Source organism: Campylobacter concisus (assembly GCF_015230015.1).
In the GTDB taxonomy this organism is placed as follows: Bacteria; Campylobacterota; Campylobacteria; order Campylobacterales; family Campylobacteraceae; genus Campylobacter_A; species Campylobacter_A concisus_AF.
Map to the genome: position 1 here is coordinate 16,262 of NZ_JAAKZC010000002.1, position 17,392 is coordinate 33,653.

Annotated in this window: 21 protein-coding genes and 1 pseudogene; 8 read left to right on the forward strand and 14 right to left on the reverse strand. The window is 37.9% G+C overall.

Annotation, left to right across the window (positions count from 1 at the left end; all coding sequences use genetic code 11):
- Window positions 1-3: 3 nt before the first annotated feature.
- From ileS to G6W42_RS01375, 8 genes and pseudogenes are all read left to right on the forward strand, one after another.
- Window positions 4-2,760: an isoleucine--tRNA ligase gene (ileS, locus tag G6W42_RS01340; RefSeq protein ID WP_194172652.1), complete on the forward strand. Its 2,757-nt coding sequence runs from the start codon at window positions 4-6 to the stop codon at window positions 2,758-2,760.
- Between the two features lie 99 nt (window positions 2,761-2,859).
- The gene (gene gatA / locus G6W42_RS01345) at window positions 2,860-4,218 is read left to right on the forward strand and encodes an Asp-tRNA(Asn)/Glu-tRNA(Gln) amidotransferase subunit GatA (protein WP_194172653.1); all 1,359 of its coding nucleotides are present in this window, start codon (window positions 2,860-2,862) and stop codon (window positions 4,216-4,218) included.
- Between the two features lie 4 nt (window positions 4,219-4,222).
- The gene (guaB, locus tag G6W42_RS01350) at window positions 4,223-5,671 is read left to right on the forward strand and encodes an IMP dehydrogenase (RefSeq protein ID WP_103566481.1); all 1,449 of its coding nucleotides are present in this window, start codon (window positions 4,223-4,225) and stop codon (window positions 5,669-5,671) included.
- A complete protein-coding gene (metX, locus tag G6W42_RS01355; RefSeq protein ID WP_194172654.1) occupies window positions 5,671-6,777 on the forward strand; it encodes a homoserine O-acetyltransferase MetX in 1,107 nt (368 codons plus the stop codon). The genes guaB and metX overlap by 1 nt, the downstream gene beginning before the upstream one ends.
- 3 nt (window positions 6,778-6,780) lie before the next feature.
- A complete protein-coding gene (xseB, locus tag G6W42_RS01360) occupies window positions 6,781-6,972 on the forward strand; it encodes an exodeoxyribonuclease VII small subunit (protein ID WP_103589975.1) in 192 nt (63 codons plus the stop codon).
- Complete coding sequence (locus tag G6W42_RS01365) at window positions 6,965-7,759, forward strand: carbon-nitrogen hydrolase family protein (protein ID WP_194172655.1); 795 nt, start codon at window positions 6,965-6,967, stop codon at window positions 7,757-7,759. Before xseB ends, G6W42_RS01365 begins: the two co-directional genes overlap by 8 nt.
- Before the next feature lie 3 nt (window positions 7,760-7,762).
- Window positions 7,763-8,320: pseudogene (locus G6W42_RS01370) on the forward strand (DNA-3-methyladenine glycosylase I).
- Between the two features lie 3 nt (window positions 8,321-8,323).
- Complete coding sequence (locus G6W42_RS01375) at window positions 8,324-8,677, forward strand: MmcQ/YjbR family DNA-binding protein (protein ID WP_194172656.1); 354 nt, start codon at window positions 8,324-8,326, stop codon at window positions 8,675-8,677.
- A gap of 44 nt (window positions 8,678-8,721) precedes the next feature.
- Here G6W42_RS01375 and G6W42_RS01380 read toward each other — a convergent pair whose 3' ends face one another.
- The 14 genes from G6W42_RS01380 to G6W42_RS01445 form a co-directional block, all read right to left on the reverse strand.
- Entirely contained in the window at window positions 8,722-9,060 is a 339-nt protein-coding gene (locus G6W42_RS01380) for a M15 family metallopeptidase (protein WP_194172657.1), read from the reverse strand.
- Between the two features lie 4 nt (window positions 9,061-9,064).
- The gene (locus G6W42_RS01385; RefSeq protein ID WP_107790733.1) at window positions 9,065-9,364 is read right to left on the reverse strand and encodes a hypothetical protein; all 300 of its coding nucleotides are present in this window, start codon (window positions 9,362-9,364) and stop codon (window positions 9,065-9,067) included.
- A gap of 212 nt (window positions 9,365-9,576) precedes the next feature.
- Window positions 9,577-9,963, reverse strand: coding sequence for a hypothetical protein (locus tag G6W42_RS01390; RefSeq protein WP_194172658.1), 387 nt, complete (start codon window positions 9,961-9,963; stop codon window positions 9,577-9,579).
- Complete coding sequence (locus tag G6W42_RS01395) at window positions 9,963-10,301, reverse strand: hypothetical protein (RefSeq protein ID WP_194172659.1); 339 nt, start codon at window positions 10,299-10,301, stop codon at window positions 9,963-9,965. The genes G6W42_RS01390 and G6W42_RS01395 overlap by 1 nt, the downstream gene beginning before the upstream one ends.
- 10 nt (window positions 10,302-10,311) lie before the next feature.
- Complete coding sequence (locus G6W42_RS01400; RefSeq protein WP_012140358.1) at window positions 10,312-10,659, reverse strand: hypothetical protein; 348 nt, start codon at window positions 10,657-10,659, stop codon at window positions 10,312-10,314.
- Window positions 10,660-11,064: 405 nt separating this feature from the next.
- On the reverse strand, window positions 11,065-11,466 hold the full coding sequence (locus G6W42_RS01405; RefSeq protein ID WP_103607843.1) for a hypothetical protein: 402 nt from the start codon (window positions 11,464-11,466) through the stop codon (window positions 11,065-11,067).
- Window positions 11,467-11,526: 60 nt separating this feature from the next.
- Window positions 11,527-11,886, reverse strand: a complete 360-nt coding sequence (locus G6W42_RS01410) for a hypothetical protein (protein ID WP_194172660.1) — start codon at window positions 11,884-11,886, stop codon at window positions 11,527-11,529.
- Window positions 11,852-12,664, reverse strand: coding sequence for a hypothetical protein (locus G6W42_RS01415; RefSeq protein ID WP_194172661.1), 813 nt, complete (start codon window positions 12,662-12,664; stop codon window positions 11,852-11,854). Before G6W42_RS01415 ends, G6W42_RS01410 begins: the two co-directional genes overlap by 35 nt.
- A complete protein-coding gene (locus tag G6W42_RS01420) occupies window positions 12,664-12,861 on the reverse strand; it encodes a hypothetical protein (RefSeq protein ID WP_194172662.1) in 198 nt (65 codons plus the stop codon). Before G6W42_RS01420 ends, G6W42_RS01415 begins: the two co-directional genes overlap by 1 nt.
- On the reverse strand, window positions 12,851-13,615 hold the full coding sequence (locus G6W42_RS01425) for a hypothetical protein (protein ID WP_194172663.1): 765 nt from the start codon (window positions 13,613-13,615) through the stop codon (window positions 12,851-12,853). The genes G6W42_RS01420 and G6W42_RS01425 overlap by 11 nt, the downstream gene beginning before the upstream one ends.
- Window positions 13,615-14,856: a hypothetical protein gene (locus G6W42_RS01430; protein WP_194172664.1), complete on the reverse strand. Its 1,242-nt coding sequence runs from the start codon at window positions 14,854-14,856 to the stop codon at window positions 13,615-13,617. The genes G6W42_RS01425 and G6W42_RS01430 overlap by 1 nt, the downstream gene beginning before the upstream one ends.
- The gene (locus tag G6W42_RS01435) at window positions 14,856-15,644 is read right to left on the reverse strand and encodes a hypothetical protein (protein ID WP_194172665.1); all 789 of its coding nucleotides are present in this window, start codon (window positions 15,642-15,644) and stop codon (window positions 14,856-14,858) included. Before G6W42_RS01435 ends, G6W42_RS01430 begins: the two co-directional genes overlap by 1 nt.
- 9 nt (window positions 15,645-15,653) lie before the next feature.
- Window positions 15,654-15,953, reverse strand: coding sequence for a hypothetical protein (locus tag G6W42_RS01440; RefSeq protein WP_194172666.1), 300 nt, complete (start codon window positions 15,951-15,953; stop codon window positions 15,654-15,656).
- Window positions 15,950-17,371 (reverse strand): hypothetical protein, encoded by a 1,422-nt coding sequence (locus tag G6W42_RS01445; RefSeq protein ID WP_194172667.1) that lies wholly within the window; start codon window positions 17,369-17,371, stop codon window positions 15,950-15,952. The genes G6W42_RS01440 and G6W42_RS01445 overlap by 4 nt, the downstream gene beginning before the upstream one ends.
- Window positions 17,372-17,392 lie beyond the last annotated feature (21 nt).

Genomic DNA, 17,392 nt, shown 5'->3' on the forward strand with positions numbered 1-17,392 from the left:
AAAATGGACTACAAAGAGACGCTTTTACTCCCAGAGACAAATTTCCCGATGCGCGGAAATCTCCCACAAAATGAACCACAAAGACTAAAATCATGGTACGAAGACCGCAAGGTTTACGAAAAAATGAAGAAAAACCGCCAAAATGCGGCTAAAAGCTTCAACATCCACGACGGCCCTCCGTATGCAAACGGACACCTTCACATCGGCCATGCGCTAAATAAAATTTTAAAAGATATCATCACAAAAACGCACTATTTTTACGGCGAAAACGTCCGCTACGTGCCAGGCTGGGACTGCCACGGCTTGCCGATCGAGCAGCAAGTAGAAGTTAAGCTTGGCGATAAGAAAAAAGAGCTTAGCAAGGTCGAGATCAGGGAGCTTTGCAGGCAGCACGCGAGAGAATTTATAGACATTCAAAGAAATGAATTTAAAAGCCTTGGCATCATCGGCGACTTTGAAAATCCATACATGACGATGAAATTTGAGTTTGAGGCTGACATCTACAAAGCGCTTTGCGAGATCGCTAAAAAGGGGCTTTTAGTAGAGAGAAGCAAGCCAGTTTATTGGAGCTGGGCGGCTAGATCGGCACTGGCTGAAGCTGAGGTCGAGTACGAGGAGAAAGAGGACTACTCTATTTACGTAGCATTTGAGCTTGATAGCGACGCGCTAGAAAAGCTTGGCGTAAAAGAAGCAAGCGCTGTCATCTGGACGACTACGCCTTGGACGCTTCCAGCAAATCAAGCTATAAGCCTAAATCCAGATGAAATTTACGTCCTAACAGCTGAAAATTTGATCTTTGCAAAGCCGCTACTTGAAAGCGTTGTGCAGAGTGGTCTAAGCAAGGGCGAGGTCAAAAAAGAGTTTAAATCAAGTCTGCTTGAAAACGCTCACGCGATAAATCCGCTAAATGGCAGAAAGTCTAAATTTTTGCTAGGCGATCACGTAATGATGGACGGCGGTACTGGACTTGTTCACACAGCGCCAGGTCACGGCGAGGACGACTACTACGTATGTTTGAAATATGGCTTTAGTGAAATTTTGATGCCAGTTGATGATGGCGGCTGCTACGATGAGAGCTTGAAGCACCACGGACTATTTAGAAGTGATGTGGTAGATGAGTTTGTCGGTATGCACATCTTTAAAGCAAATGAGAAAATTTTAGAGCTACTTGGCAAAAGCTTGCTTAGCGTCTCTAAATTTAGACACTCTTATCCATTTTGCTGGAGAACGCATAAGCCTGTCATTTATAGAGCCACAAAGCAGTGGTTTATAGCTATGGACGAGGCTAAACTAGACGGCAAAACACTTAGACAAACAGCGCTAAAAGAGCTTGAAAAGGTTAAATTCTACCCAAGCGTAGGCATAAAAAGAATAGGCTCTATGATAGAAAATCGCCCAGACTGGTGCATCTCTCGTCAGCGTGACTGGGGCGTGCCGATCGCGTTTTTCAGAGATAAAGCGACAAAAGAAGTTATATTTGATAGTGAAATTTTAGACCACATCGTGGCTATCTTTAAAGAAAAAGGCGCTGATGCGTGGTGGGCGTTAAGTATAGACGAGCTTTTACCAAAAGGCACAAAATACAAGGCTGAAAATTTAGAAAAAGTGATGGACATCCTTGACGTTTGGTTTGATAGCGGCTCGACTTGGCATGCGGTCTTACAAAGCGACAACTACGACGCTGGCAAATACCCTGCAAGCATGTATCTTGAGGGCTCAGATCAGCACCGCGGCTGGTTTCAAAGCTCGCTTCTAGTAAGCACAGCTATAAATTCTCACGCACCTTACGAGAGCATCCTAACTCACGGCTTTACTGTCGATGCCAAGGGTGAAAAGATGAGCAAAAGTAAGGGTAACGTCATCGCTCCACAAGACGTGGCCAAGACTCACGGCGTGGAAATTTTACGCCTTTGGGTTGGCATGAGTGATTATTCAAGTGATTTAAAAATAAGCGAAGATATATTAAAACAAATAAGCGAGCAGTACCGCAAAATACGCAACACTATACGCTTTTTACTAGCAAACGTAAATGATCTTGAGAGCCTAAATACAGAGTTTAACATCCTTGATAAGTGGATACTAGCACGCGCTAAAAAGGTCTTTGACGATGCGAGCGCTTGCTTTAAAAACTACGACTTTTCAAAGGGTTTTAACATCCTTTTAAATTTCCTCTCAGCCGATCTTAGCGGCGTATATCTTGACGTTTGCAAAGATAGACTCTACTGCGACGCAAAAGACGCCCCAAGAAGAAGATCAGCTCAAAGTGCGATGGCAATCATCACAAAGGCACTTTTGCCACTCATCGCTCCAACGCTTACTTACACCGTTGATGAGGTGATGGACTACGCTCCAAAGATCATCAAAGGCGAGGCAAAAGACGCGTTTGACCTAGTCTATGAGCCAATCAAATTTGATCTTAGCTTTGAAGATGAGCTACTTTTTGCCAGCAGAGAGAAATTTAACGAGATCGTGGATGTTCTTAAGAAGGACAAAAAGATAAAATCAACTCTAGAGCTAAGCCTAGAGACCACAAACCACAACATCACAGGCTACGATGAGCGCGAGGTGGCTGATCTTTACATGGTAAGCTCGGTTAGAGCTTATGATGATAGCGAGCCACTAGCTGAGTTTGAGCTAGAGGGCGATAAATTTAAGATCATAGCAAGCAACCTTCACAAATGCCCAAGATGCTGGAAATTTAACGCTAGCAAAGAAGACGCGCTATGCCCAAGATGCGAAGAGGTCATAAGTGCTAAGTGAGCCAGTAAGCGCAACTATCATAGTCGCAACGATCGCTGCGGTGGTCGTTGTTAGCTTGTTTGGCATATTTTTGGTTAATAAATTTAAAGGATAAAAATAGTGGTAACTTTAAAAGAAGCTTTGAAATTTTCAGCTGAAGAGATAAAAAATTTAAGAGCCGAGCTTGAGGCGAAGATCATAAAAGAAAAAGAGCTTGGCGCTTATATCGAGCAGCTAGCAAATTTAGAGATCGCAAAACTAGGCGAGGGCGTGCCTATCGCTATAAAAGACAACATCCAAGTAAAAGGCTGGAACATCACTTGTGCCTCAAAAATTTTACAAGGCTACGTGGCACCTTATAACGCAACTGTCATCGAAAAGCTACTTAGTAAAAATTTAGCTCCATTTGGCCGCACAAATATGGACGAATTTGCGATGGGAAGCACGACTGAGAGCTCATTTTACGGCAAAACACTAAACCCACTAAACCACGCTCATGTCCCAGGCGGCAGTAGCGGTGGCTCAGCAGCAGCAGTCGCAGCTGGCCTTGCAGTAGCTGCACTTGGTAGCGATACTGGTGGCTCGATCCGCCAGCCAGCGGCATTTTGCGGATGTGTGGGCTTTAAGCCAACCTACGGCAGAGTGAGCAGATACGGCCTTGGCGCATACTCAAGTAGCCTTGATCAGATAGGACCTATCGCTCAAAACGTAGAAGACGCAGCCATTTTATATGACGCGATCGCTGGACACGACCCAAAAGATAGCACGAGCGCAGATGTGCCGTTTGTGAGCATTAGCGACAAGATAGATGGCAACAAAAAGCTTAAAATTTGCGTTGTTAAAAACTACGTTGAAAACGCAAGTGAGCAGACAAAATCTGCTTTAAATTTAGCTATAGAGAAGCTAAAATCACACGGTCACAGCGTAACTTATACAAATTTTGAAGACTCAAAATATGACGTCGCTGCCTACTACATCATCGCAACCGCAGAGGCAAGTGCAAATTTAAGCCGCTACGATGGCGTGAGATATGGCAGACGTGCAGATGCTAGAAATTTAAAAGAACTATATGTAAATTCGCGCTCAGAGGGCTTTGGCGACGAGGTAAAAAGAAGAATTTTGCTTGGTACATTTGTGCTAAGTAGCGGATACTACGATGCTTACTACATCAAAGCGCAAAAAGCAAGAGCACATATAAAAGCTCAGTATGAGAGAATTTTAGAAGAAAATGACCTTATTTTCATGCCAGTTGCTCCAAGCACAGCTTATAAATTTGGAGCACACAGCGATCCGCTTCAAGCCTATCTAAGCGATATCTATACGATCAGCGTAAATTTAGCAGGCCTACCAGCTATCTCTGTGCCAGTTGGCAAAGATGATCAAAATTTGAACGTGAGCGCCCAGCTCATCGCAAAAGCGTGGGACGAACAGACCTTGATAAATGGTGCTAAGAGCCTAGAAAATTTAATAAAAGGATAAAGATATGAAGATAGTAAAGAGAGCTTTAACATTTGAGGATGTGCTTCTTGTGCCGCAATACTCTGAAATTTTGCCAAAGCAAGTTGATGTGAAAACCAGGATCAGCAAAAATGTCACGCTAAATATCCCGATCGTCTCTGCTGCGATGGATACGGTGACTGAGCATAGAACTGCTATCATGATGGCTAGGCTCGGCGGTATCGGCGTCATCCACAAAAATATGGACGTCGAAAGCCAAGCAAAAGAGGTCAAGCGCGTTAAAAAAAGCGAAAGTGGCGTCATCATCGATCCTATCTTTATAAATCCAGAAGCGACAGTGGCTGAAGCTCTAAGCCTTATGTCAGATCTTCATATTTCAGGCGTTCCAGTCATTGATAAAGACCGCAAACTAATAGGAATTTTAACAAACCGCGATTTGAGATTTGAGACAAATATGAGCGTTTTGGTAAAAGACCGCATGACAAAAGCACCGCTTATCACTGCACCAAAGGGCTGCACGCTTGATGATGCGGAGAAAATTTTCTCTCAAAATAGAGTTGAGAAGCTTCCTATCGTCGATAAAGACGGCAGACTTGACGGGCTTATCACTATAAAAGACCTAAAAAAACGCAAAGAGTATCCAAACGCAAACAAAGATAGCTACGGCAGACTTCGCGTGGCTGCGGCTATTGGCGTGGGTCAGATAGAGCGCGCTAAAGCACTTGTTGATGCTGGCGTAGATGTCATCGTCATCGACTCAGCTCACGGACACTCAAAGGGTATCATCGATACTTTAAAAGAGGTAAAAGCAAATTTCAAAGTTGATGTCGTAGCTGGCAATATCGCAAACCCAGCAGCCGTAAAAGACCTAGCAGAAGCAGGAGCGGACGGCATAAAAGTAGGCATTGGACCAGGTTCGATTTGTACTACAAGGATCGTTGCTGGTGTTGGCGTGCCTCAAATTTCAGCGATTGACGACTGCGCAAGCGAAGCAGCAAAATATGGCATCCCAGTTATCGCAGACGGCGGTTTAAAATACTCAGGCGACGTGGCAAAAGCCCTTGCAGCAGGGGCAGCTTGCGTTATGGCTGGTAGCTTGCTAGCAGGTTGTGAGGAGAGCCCAGGCGAGCTTATAACATTCCAAGGTCGCCAGTATAAAGTTTACCGCGGTATGGGCTCAATAGGCGCTATGACAAAGGGCAGCTCAGACCGCTATTTTCAAGAGGGCACCGCTCAAGATAAGCTTGTGCCTGAAGGCATCGAGGGCCGTGTGCCATTTGCTGGTAGTATAAAAGATGTGATACATCAGCTAATAGGCGGCCTAAGAAGCGCTATGGGCTATGTTGGCGCAAAAGATATCCCTACTCTTCAAGAAAGAGCTGAATTTGTTGAGATAACAAGCGCAGGACTAAAAGAGAGCCACGTCCACGACGTAGTTATCACTCACGAGGCACCAAACTACAAAGTTAATTAGTGTTAGACCTGCAAACTAGAACTATTAAATTTAACGAGCCACTCTATCTTGAGAGTGGCCGTATGCTATCAAATTTCAAGCTTATTTATGAGACTTACGGCACGCTAAATGCTGATAAAAGCAACGTTATCGTGATCTGCCACGCACTAACTGGCTCGCACCACGCTGCTGGCACATACGCAGGAGATGAGAAAGCTGGCTGGTGGGACGGGCTAATAGGCAGCAAAAAGGCGGTCGATACCGATAAATTTTACGTTATTTGCGTAAATATCCTAGGCTCGTGCTTTGGCTCGACTTCGCCGTTAAGCGTTGATAGAAGTAGTGGCAAAGAGTATAGGCTAAATTTCCCAGTCCTTGCCATAAGTGACGTGGTAAAGGCGCAGATGAGGCTATTTAGCGAGCTTGGCATCACGAGGGCAAGAGCCGTGATAGGTGGCAGTCTTGGCGGTATGCAGGCACTTTGCTACGCTATCGAGTTTCCAGAATTTGCGCAGGATATCGTCATGCTTGCAAGCACCTATCAGACTAAGCCTTGGGCGATAGCCTTTAATAAAATCGCTATCGAGGCCATTTTGCACGATGAAAATTTCAAAAACGGCGAATACGATGTGGAATTTATAAGAAAAAATGGTCTAAAAGGTATGGCTTATGGCAGGATGGCAGGGCACATCAGCTTTTTAAGCCCTGATAGCATGGATAAGAAATTTGGACGAAACTACGTCGAAACTGACGGCCTTTACGATCTTTTTGGGCATTTTCAGGTCGATCGCTACATGGAGTATAACGGCTACAACTTCCCAAAGAGGTTTGACCCGCTAAGCTACCTATACATCGTAAAGATGATGAATATCTTTGACTGCACAAGGCACTATGATAGCTTAAAAGATGCCCTTGCGCCGATCAAAGCAAATTTGCATCTCATCGCTTTTAAAGGCGATCTGCTCTTTCCGCCAAGCTGCATGAGAGAAATTTATGACGCACTTTGCGAGATGGGCAGAGGCGCAAAGACAAATTTTGTAGAGATAGATAGCAACTACGGCCACGACGCCTTTTTGGTCGAGATAGAAAAATTTGATGGATATATAAAAAATATATTAAAAGGATAGAAAATGGAGCAAAAAGAGCAAAGTTTTGAAGAGAAATTGGCCCTTGCGGATAAAATTTTAAACGATCTAAATAAAGATGATGTGAGCTTAGAAAAGAGCATAAAGCTGCATGAGCAGGGCAAAAAGCTCTTAAACGAGGCAAGAGAAATTTTAGAAAACGCAAAACTTAGCATAAAGCAGGTGGATGATGAGTAAAATTTGCGCCCTTCAGCTACCAACGCAGCCCTTAAGCGAGGCAAGGCTTGATTATTACCTTAAAATTTGCGCGGATGAAAACGTAAGGCTGGTTGTCCTTGGCGAATACGTGCTAAATAGCTTTTTTAAAGAGCTTGCCAGCATGCCAAAAAGCCTCATAAAAGAGCAGAGCGAGCGCAAAAAAGAGGCGCTATTTGCGATGGCAAAAAAGTATGATCTAAACATCATCGCACCTATCATAAATTTAAAAGGCAAGGAAATTTTTAAGAGCCTAGCTAAATTTAGCCCAACCCAAGTAAAACTCTACGATCAGCAAATTCTTATGCCTTATGCGCACTGGAACGAGGCGAAGTTTTTTAGCAATGCAAGCGAGGAGCTAAATTTACCTATCTTTACCTATGAGAAATTTAAGGTTGGCGTCATGTTTGGCTTCGAGGCGCATTTTGACGTGTGCTGGGCGTATATGAGCGCTAAAAAGGTCGATATCGTGCTTGTGCCAACGGCTTGCACGTTTTTCTCGCAGGCGCGCTGGGAGGAGCTTTTAAAGGTTAGAGCCTTCACAAACAACCTCTATGTGCTTCGCGTAAACCGCGTGGGAAGCCACAAGGGTGAGGACGAGCAGTGGAGTTTTTACGGCGACTCGATGCTTATTAGCCCATTTGGCGAGGTCAAAAACAGACTTGGCAAAAATGAAGAGATGATGATCGATGAGCTTAGTAAAAAGGAGCTTAGCGAGGCTAGAAGCATCTGGGGCTTTATGCAGATCGAGGCGAAATTTAGGAAGTAGGAAGTGAAACGCTACACCTGGGCGGAAAAGAGTGAATTTAGCAGGAGCTATCAGGGCTGCGAGTGGGGCAGGGTGGTCAAAGATGATAAGAAATTCTTTGAAATGCTCATTTTAGAGGGCTTTCAAGCAGGTCTTAGCTGGGACTATGTGCTACGAAAAAGAGCTGGGCTTGCTCAAATTTTAGACGGCTTTGATGCAAAAAAGATCGCACTTTATGATGAAAAGAAGCTTCAAAGCCTTTTAAGCTATGATAGAGCTATCAAAAACCGCCTTAAATTTATTCACTGCCAAAAACGCCAAGGCTTTTTAGAGCTTTGCGCCGAGTTTGGCTCATTTCATAGCTATATCTATAAATTTACAGATAGCAAGCGCGCGATAAACGACATAAAAATCGCCAAGTATATGCCAGTAAGCGGTGAGCTTTTATAGCCCATCTCAAAAGATATGAAAAAGCGTGACTTTAAATTTGTAGGCGCTGTGATCATCTACTCGTTTTTACAGGGCGTTGGCGTCATCGATGATCACGAAAATGAGTGCTTTTGTAAAGGAATTTCGGAGTGAAATTTGAAACGAAGTGACGTTGAAAAATATATAAAAGAGAAATTTGACATTTTAGGTGAGCAAATTTTCCCAAAATATCCAAAATTTAGCGTCTTTCGTCACAAGAAAAATAAGAAGTGGTTTGCGCTACTTATGCAGCTAAGTGCAAGCAAGCTTGGTCTTGAAAGTGACGAGATGATAGAGGTTTTAAATCTAAAATGTAGCCCAGATCTAGCCATGGTGCTAGTTGATGAGCGGCAAATTTTTAAAGCATATCACATGAATAAAAAGCACTGGATAAGCGTAAATTTAAACTCCAAAATCTCACAAAAAACCATTTTTGACCTGATAGATGAAAGCTTTAGCTTAAGCAAATAAAAGCCATTTTCAGCCTTAGATTTTAAGATAAATGTCAAGAATATTTAACAATTTCTTTCAAAATGTGGCGTATCAAGAAAAGAAGTAAAATTGCCACCCCAGCGATTAAGACTATTTAGGCTCGTCCAGTAATTACCTATTTCTTGCAAGTCTTGCTTAGATTGAAGCCATACGCCATTTTTAAAAATATGAAGATCAATAGCACAACGTTTTAAGTGATTTGACTGCATTGTTTTGCTTTTACCAGTATTGTAATAAATTTCTTGCTGGGCTTGCGTCCTTTCAAGCTCGCCACCCCTTACAGAATAACCATTTGTATGAAGATAAATCAAAAGCTTTTCAACGTCACGCATGAACGCTTCTTGATTTTCGCCAAGTGTCATATTATTACTCCTTTTCAAGTTTTTTATTAATTGCTCTATCAATTATTGAATTTATCCACTCAGTGCCACGCCAAGAAACGAAGCCACTAAGAGCAAGAGAAACTTTAAGATTATTTAAGAAGTAAAAAAATATCTCATAGCTTATCCAACAAAGAAACATAGAACTAAGAGAACTCAAAAGAAAGGAAAGAATTTTATACTTTGCCCTTTTATAATCAACGTGATCAAAATTTAAGATAGAAGCGATAAAGCCTATAATAAAAACAACGATTAAATAATCATCATCTTTATTAAAATTATCCATTTATGCATCCTTTTAATAAATTTTCTATCTGAATATAATAGATTATAAGCCCCTTTAAACTATCTGGATCAGCTGGATTAAACAAAGGCTTTTTAGGAAGTTTTACATCACACTTTATGGGGATATAGACCTTTTGGATAGTAGTTTGCGGAGCTTTAGCAGAACAGCCAACAAATAACACAATATAAGAAAGAAAGATAAAAAAGTAAATTTTATTTCTTATAGTAGTCATTGTTGAACTCCAAAAGCAAATTATCATAAAACTTTAGTTTTTCGCAATAATCACTATTGTTAGGTATTTTAATCTCACCAAAGCGTTTATTTAATTCTTGACTTAGCGAGCTATTATTTAAAGAAAGTTTTTCACTATCAATTTTTAATTGCTCGATTTTAGAATTTTGATAATCAATGATTAAAAAAGCGTTTTGAGTAGCTAGCTTTTCAACAGCTAGATCAGCTTTTAATTTAGTTGCTTCAGCTTCAAGATCGTTAATGCTATTTTTAAGAAAAAATATATATAAGACTAGAGTTGAATAAGCAAGGATATGAATAACTAGCCCCCTACTAAGTAGAGAGCTAAATTTTAAAAAAGAAAACATTATTTAACAGTTCTTGCACTTATGATATAAATATCATCAAATTTAACGCCGTTAAATGTTTTACCAGCGAGAGCCGTTTTTACTTGAGCTTCGTCAATACTAGGTTTTGAATAAAAGCTAAATGTAGCCTTATGACCTGCTTGACTTTTGCCAGTAATAGTGTATTCAATAACGCTAGGCTCGTTTGAATTGCCTTGCTCAGCGTCCCTATAAAGAATGTGATAAGTGCCTTCAAGAGCATTAGCGCAAAACGTTTGCGCTTCTGCACCAGAGCAAGGAAGAGAAAAATGATAAGTTCTACCATTTATCGTATTTTTAATTAAAACTTTTTCAGCCATTTTTTACTCCTTATAGCCTATCAAATTTCAAAGTAACGTAATCGCATTTAGTCGTATCATCAAAACTAGCATTAAGATTATTTTTAAAATCTGCTACAAAATTTTGATACATATAGCTTTGCTTAACGTGTGGAATGGTTATCATGGTTGAAACCCTACCTGTCGGAGTTTTAGCACCAACAATAACACTTTTACGATTTAGTGGGTCTGGCGTAGCTGTAACGGCTGTGCCACCTTCTTGAAAAGAGGAATAAGTTTCGATCTTGCCAGCAAGAAGTGGGATCAAAGCGCTTTCGTCGCTACCAGTTGAAAAAACAAGGCTTTTCGAATAAAGTCCGTCAATTTGTTGTCTTAACATTTTTTTTTATATCCTTTCTCGTCATTTAGACTTTTTTGATTTGTTTTTTTTTGTTAAAACGTTTTAAACGAGATAATATTAAGCAAAAAAGAAAAAGTTAAATAATTAAGAATATATTAAGCGGACGCTTCAGCGACGCTCAAACCGCTAGCGGTTTTCGTCCGCGATGTGTTTGCGTGGCGTTAGCTAGCAAAAAAACACTATAAATTTTAATTTCTTTTAAGTCATTAGCAGAAAACTAACGCCACAACGCAAACGAAATCAATTAAGCAGGGGGAAGGATCGGTAAAGGGTAAAGACTGAAAGAGAAAAAACAGACTTAAGGGGAAGAAAGAGAAAACACGGCACACACCGCAGAGCGGTGGTGATGCCGTGTTTGAAGAGAAGACAGAAACGAGAATAAGATTATCTTAGTAAGGTGCAAGCTGGTCGGTTATACTGATTATAACGTTTAGTCTTTTGTAAAGAACCATTAGAATTGTAAAATTTAGCTATAAGAGTAGCTTTAGAAAAAAGAAAAGCTCTTAAAAAATCTACCGAGCAAAACTGCTTATCAAGATAAGTTTCAGCTTCATGCAAAGCATTAGCATCATTAAACAACACATATTCGACAACACAATTATCATTATCGACCAAAGGTGGATAACCATTGCAAGAAACTGTTTCAAGATAAGAATAATTGCGACAAAGAACAAAAGCGGCTTCAGAAGAACTTATATCCATAAAAGCCTTTTTAAAATTATCAAATCTTGAACTAGAAAAAGAAAGACTAAAAAACAAACATAATAAAAAAAATTTATTAAGCATAATAGTCCTTTCTTTCTAAAAAATAGAATTAATGTAATTATAGATAAGCAAGATTAATTTTTACTTATCCATAAATAAAGAACAAGAAACCCCTTTAACAGCTAAACCGCCAACTTCAAGATGCGTTTTAATAAGCGTAGATAATTCATTTTCATTTTTAGTTTTCTTAACATTATGAAGTAAAATTTGCTTACACATACGATTTTTATTAGATACAAAAGCTTTAAATTGCTTATTGTAATTAAAGTCATCAGGGGGGAAAGTTGTTTTTTGAGTTTCAAACTCAACTTTATAAATATATTTTATTTCAGCAGTCGAAACAGCAGTAAGAAAAGCAACAAGATCAGGCACGCTCTTCGCTTCAAGCGTAGAAGTGATCACTCGATTACCTTGTTGTTGAGTTATTTTGTATATAGGCATAATAATCCTTTTTTAAAAATTTAAAAACAGAAAAACAAGATTTATGATATTTGCAAGCCATAACATCATCATAAAATTTTTGATAAGAAGATAAAAAACCCTGCTTAAATAAAGGGAAAAAATCCGGAAAATCATAAACAAAACCAGAACTACAAAGATTAAAAAAAGCAGAATGAAAGGGGAGACGAACAACAAAATCAGGGGAAGAACCATAACGATTAAAAACACTAGAAACACCGGGAACAAAGAAAAAAGGACTTGAAGAGCCATAACAATGGGGGTCATAAAAATCAAGCTCACTTTTACACTTACCAAAATCAAGAACGCAAGAAGTAAAAAAATAAAAAAAATCAGAAGTAGGATTATCAAAAAGCAACTCAGGAACCAAATAAGAAGACATATCAGAAGCACTAGGCAACTCAACCATTGTATCATTGCCAAAAGGGGTCAAAAAATCAGCACCCAAAGCATAGCGGAAATCATCTTCGTTGTCAGGATCAGGGAAAAACATATGTAAAGGGGCATTAGCTTGCTCCCAATAATAATCATGATAATTAGCCATATAAAACAGCGTTTTAAAAAGATCAACATCATCTTTTAAAGAAAAATCATATCTAGAAGCATTGAGACGAGCCATAAGCTGAGTTTGTTTATTCTCATTTTTTCTATACCAACGATAAGTCATAGGATTAATCTCAAAAAAACAACGAAAAACACGAGTAACATTAAGTGAAGTAATAGGCTTCTCAGCACAACACCCACATAAAAGAGATACCACTATTCTTTACCTACAAGATCTTGACAAAGAATTTTAAGAAGACGATTTGTCTCTTCAAGAGAGCCAATATCCTTTTTCTCTTCAGGCTTATTAACAATATGATCGTTTAAAATTTTCTCAATACGAGCAAGAATAGCCCCAAGAGTATCAAACTTTTTCATCTCTTCAGCAAATGCACTTTCACAATCAAGAGCCACGATTTTTATCCTTTCCACTAAAATAACCCAAGCCGTTCATCATAGTAATAAACATCTCACTAAGACCCAAAACATTACCACTATCATCAGTAACAAACATAAAATCAGCAACGTGATTTAAAGCATCGATATCGATCTTATCACTTCCAGTTATACGCCTTAAAACTTCTTTATCTTGTGGAGTGAAACGAGAGCTAAAAAGCTTAAAAAGCAAAGTTTGATTTATATTATCAACCTTAGCCTTTGCATATTGAAATTCTTGATTTTTAGTTTCTAAAATATGCTGACGCTGCCCAACAATAACATTTGCATTTTGTAAAGCGGAGCTATTAGAATTATTAGTATTAATGATTTGGTTACCACAATTAACAAGAACTTGAGCAACACCAACACGATCAGAAAAATTACCAGTTAAAAAGCCAATCATGCGATTAAGCTTTGCTCCTTTAATCTTTCCAAGCTTATTTTTAGCATACCGACCAAGCGGAGAGAGTAAAGCGATAACACCAGCATAAACAATAGACATTATTTTGCTAACTACATTTTCTTGAATTTGGATATATTTCATCAAAGCGGCGCTAAACATAATCGTAATACCGCTATTAATAGCATCCTTTAAAATGCCGTCATCCATACCACTATTTTTTAAACGTTTTAAAACTTGATCGTAAGCAACATTATAAGTAAGGTCTTCAAACATCTCATCAATACCAAGTTTTAAAATTCTACCTGCTTCAGATTGTTTCTCAGCCATTATTTAACATCCTTAAGTAATGTTTTACTAGGTAATTCAGTATCAAAAAGATCTTTAAAATTTGGCATAGGCAAATCAAAAAGATCAAGAGCTTCATTATCTAGCTCAAAATTATTTTCATCGGTATAAGTGCGAGCTTGAACGGCTTGACGAGATAAAGCTATCTCACGCGGCGAAGCCTTTGCGATAGTGTTGCCGTCAAGGTCTTTAATAGCAACTGAAGTTTTATCATACTCCGCCTTTTCTTTATAAATTTCAAGTGTTTTGGTAGAGTTTTCACTAAGTATTTTTTGATTTTCAGCATAAGAAGCTGGCAAAGAAATTTCAACAGGACGGTCAAGGCTCAAAGAAGCATCAACACGATTCTTAACATCAACTTTTGCATCAAGTTTTACACCTGCCAAGCCTTCTTTTATAGCCTGCGAATAACCCTTTGTGCTATCAACAAGCTTAGCAGAGTTTTCAGCGACTTTAATTAAATTTTGATTATAAATTTTTTGATTTTCACCGATAGTTGATATATATTTAGAAATTTCGCTATTAATATTTGCTTGAGATTTTAGAACTTCTTTAAAATTTACATCAGCCGAAACAACCGAACCACTACCAACATTTGTATTTGTATGAGTTTCAGTTTTAAAAGAAGTTAAATCATTTTCAAAAATACGATCACCATTTATAGGGTTATAAAACTTTTGAGTGATAGGATCAAGCCAAAAACCATTACTGTCTTTTATAACACGTCCTTTAATGGTAAAAGGCTGACTATATAAATTTTCACGCCTAACGATAGCTTCTTGATTTGCTTCAGCCTTGCTCTTATCATTTGGATTTACATTTTTGTTTTCTTCTACGGATTGAGAAGCAGATAAAGAAGAAGAAAGTAACCCAGAACAAAGAATTTGCAAAATTTGATTTTGATTAGCGAGAATATTAAGTAAATTTGTATTAGGCAAAAAATTACCCAACTTAGAAGCATCAGCAGGAGCAGGCTTCTCACTTTCAGTTTTAATAGATGAAACAACTTCACTATTTTTAGTAACAATATTGCCTAAAACTTCATCTGAAGAACTGCTATTTTGCAACTGCTTTTCAACATATTTACTGAGACCAAACAAAGCAGCACCAGCAACGATACCACCAGCCCCAGCAGTAACATCAGCTGAATTAATTGTTATAGGCTTGAAATCATTTGAATTTTTTGGAGCAGACCAAAAATTAGAATTAATACGAGCTGGCATTATAAAGTATCCATATGTGGAGTATCAAGAACATTAGCAATACCAATTTTAAAATCAACGCCTTCTTCTTCTTGATAACCAGTTACTTCTTCAAAATTATTACCACCAAAAATATAACGAAGTAAAACAGCCTCTTTATATTGTTTTGCATCATCTAAATTTGCACGATCAAGTAAAGAAGCAGGACAAAAAAGACGTTGCAAAAATATTTCATTTAATTTCGAAGAAGCAAAATTAATACTCCAAAGCTCATAAAAAACAATAATTTTAAAAGAACTCAAATGTAAAGAATAAGCCTTATTAACAAGAAACAAATTAGTAAAACCACTTACAGCAACAAGAGAACCGGGAGCTAAAGAAGCGAAAGGATTACCATTATTATTTAAATTTAAAGATAAATCTTTAAAAGAAGGTCTATCGCCATCTACAAAAGTTGCTTTCAAAGAGTCAAGCTCAGCTTTTAAAGCAGAAGATGCCGTGCCATAATCAACTTCAGGATAAAGCCCACTAACATAATAATCAAAAGAAGGCTTAAAACCAAAACCACGAAAAAGCATACGATCACAACTAAAAAATTCATTATTACCATTATAAAGCGGAAAAGAAAAATCTTTAATCATCAAAGTATTAGTATCAGTATTTTTATAAAATTGAATGCTAGAAGTTTCATAGAAATAAGGTCGATCAGATACATGATGAAAAACAAAACTAATCCGCCCCTTAGCAGTAGAAGCATAATAATGAGGCAATTCAGCACCACGAACAACATCAGAAAACTGAAGTGACATAAAAACTCCTTAAAATAAATCTAATTTAAATTGTTTAATAGCAAATATATATTTACGACCATTTCGAAGCGAATAGCCGTGATCTTCTAAAAGCTTTTTTAAATTTGTCTGCTTAAAAAGCTCGTTTAATTCGTCAAAAGCAGAATACAAAGATCGACGGCTACCAACAACAATATCAGCCCAAACAAAGCCCAACTTTTTAGCATAAAGCCTTTTAATAAAGGGGCTTTTAATATCAATACAATAAATTTCATCACCACCACGCAAAAGATCACTTATTAAGCTACCATAAGCATTTAACTTCTTCATTTAATAGCCTTTAAAGCCGTTTCAATAGGACGCTTGTAATCATTATTTCTTATTTGAGAAATTGCAACAAAAAAATCACTTAAAGAAGCAGTAAAAACATCAAAAAGCGGGTTATCAACATCTAAATTTTGATTTTTTATAGTCTTTTCATTTTTTAAAAAATTACCTGCAAGCTTTGATAAACCATATTCGTGAAGACTTAAGCCGTCCTTTTCAAGGTCTTTTAAGGTTTCGGTGAAAACATAAATAAAATTTTCACCGCTAACACCTAAATTTGTATAAACCGCACTAACAAAAGCCTTTAAAGCCATTTTTGCTTTTTTGATATCTCTTGACTGAATAAGATCATGCATAGTAAGAGCTTTAAATTTATCATCGCCCCAAGTAGATATAAAATCCCAAAATTTAAGCCGATTAGTATCAAGATCACATCTTTGGTAAATTTTACGCACGCTTTCAGACTGAATAGCCCCAGCAGTTAAACGATTGACTTCATCATCAGTTAGATCATACCATTTACAAATGCTAAGCCCCTGCGACCAAAATGCCCCTAAATGGCTGAAAATATAGTTTATCTCGTTTTCTTCATTGATAGGAATTAGCCTTTTAATTGCCAAACGTCCAAATTCTGCTTCGTGTCTGAAAACAAAAAGATCGATTTTTGGATTAAATCCGTTAATCTCCCATTTCGTAAAAATTAGAGTAGATATATTTTTGCTTTGAACTTGTTTTATCTTGTCATAAACCCTAAACATGTGTGGATTTTTGCCAAAGCTTACACCTTCAAAACGCGTAAAACGCATAAAATTATTTACATTTATTTCGGCGATATCGCTAAAAATAGCCGAATTTTCATCAATTATTAAATCGTCATCATCTTTTTTATATTGATCGGAGTAATTAGAAATTCTCTTTAAACTTCTAAATTTTAAAAAGTCTTGTGGAGTATATTTTATCCCAGTTACATCAGTAGCTAGATCAAGCCTTAGCACGCTTACACGGAAATTTACCCCAAATATATCATTTAAAAATTTATTTACAAACTCATAAGCCCTAATATGCCCATATTTAAGCAAAAATACACTTCTAAACTGAATTTTTAAATGATATAGCCCCTTTGGCTTAAATTTTGTGTCCGAAATAGTGCAAAAAATATCATCATTTGCAAAATAACCAAAATATTGCCCCAAACCCTTACTTGATACTTTGAAATTACCATATTCAAAGCCCAAATCATCAAGCACATACTTTTCGCCAAACGTGCGAAGATTTTGCGCCTGCTGTTTAAGCATAGCAATTTTACGAATAAAAGCCGAAAATTTAGTATTAAAATATTTTTCATCGGTGCAATTAACCCCAATTACTAAAGTGTCGATACCTTGATGAAGTATTTTAAATCTATCGTCTTTATAAATCATTTTCTTTAACCTTAAGTAAAG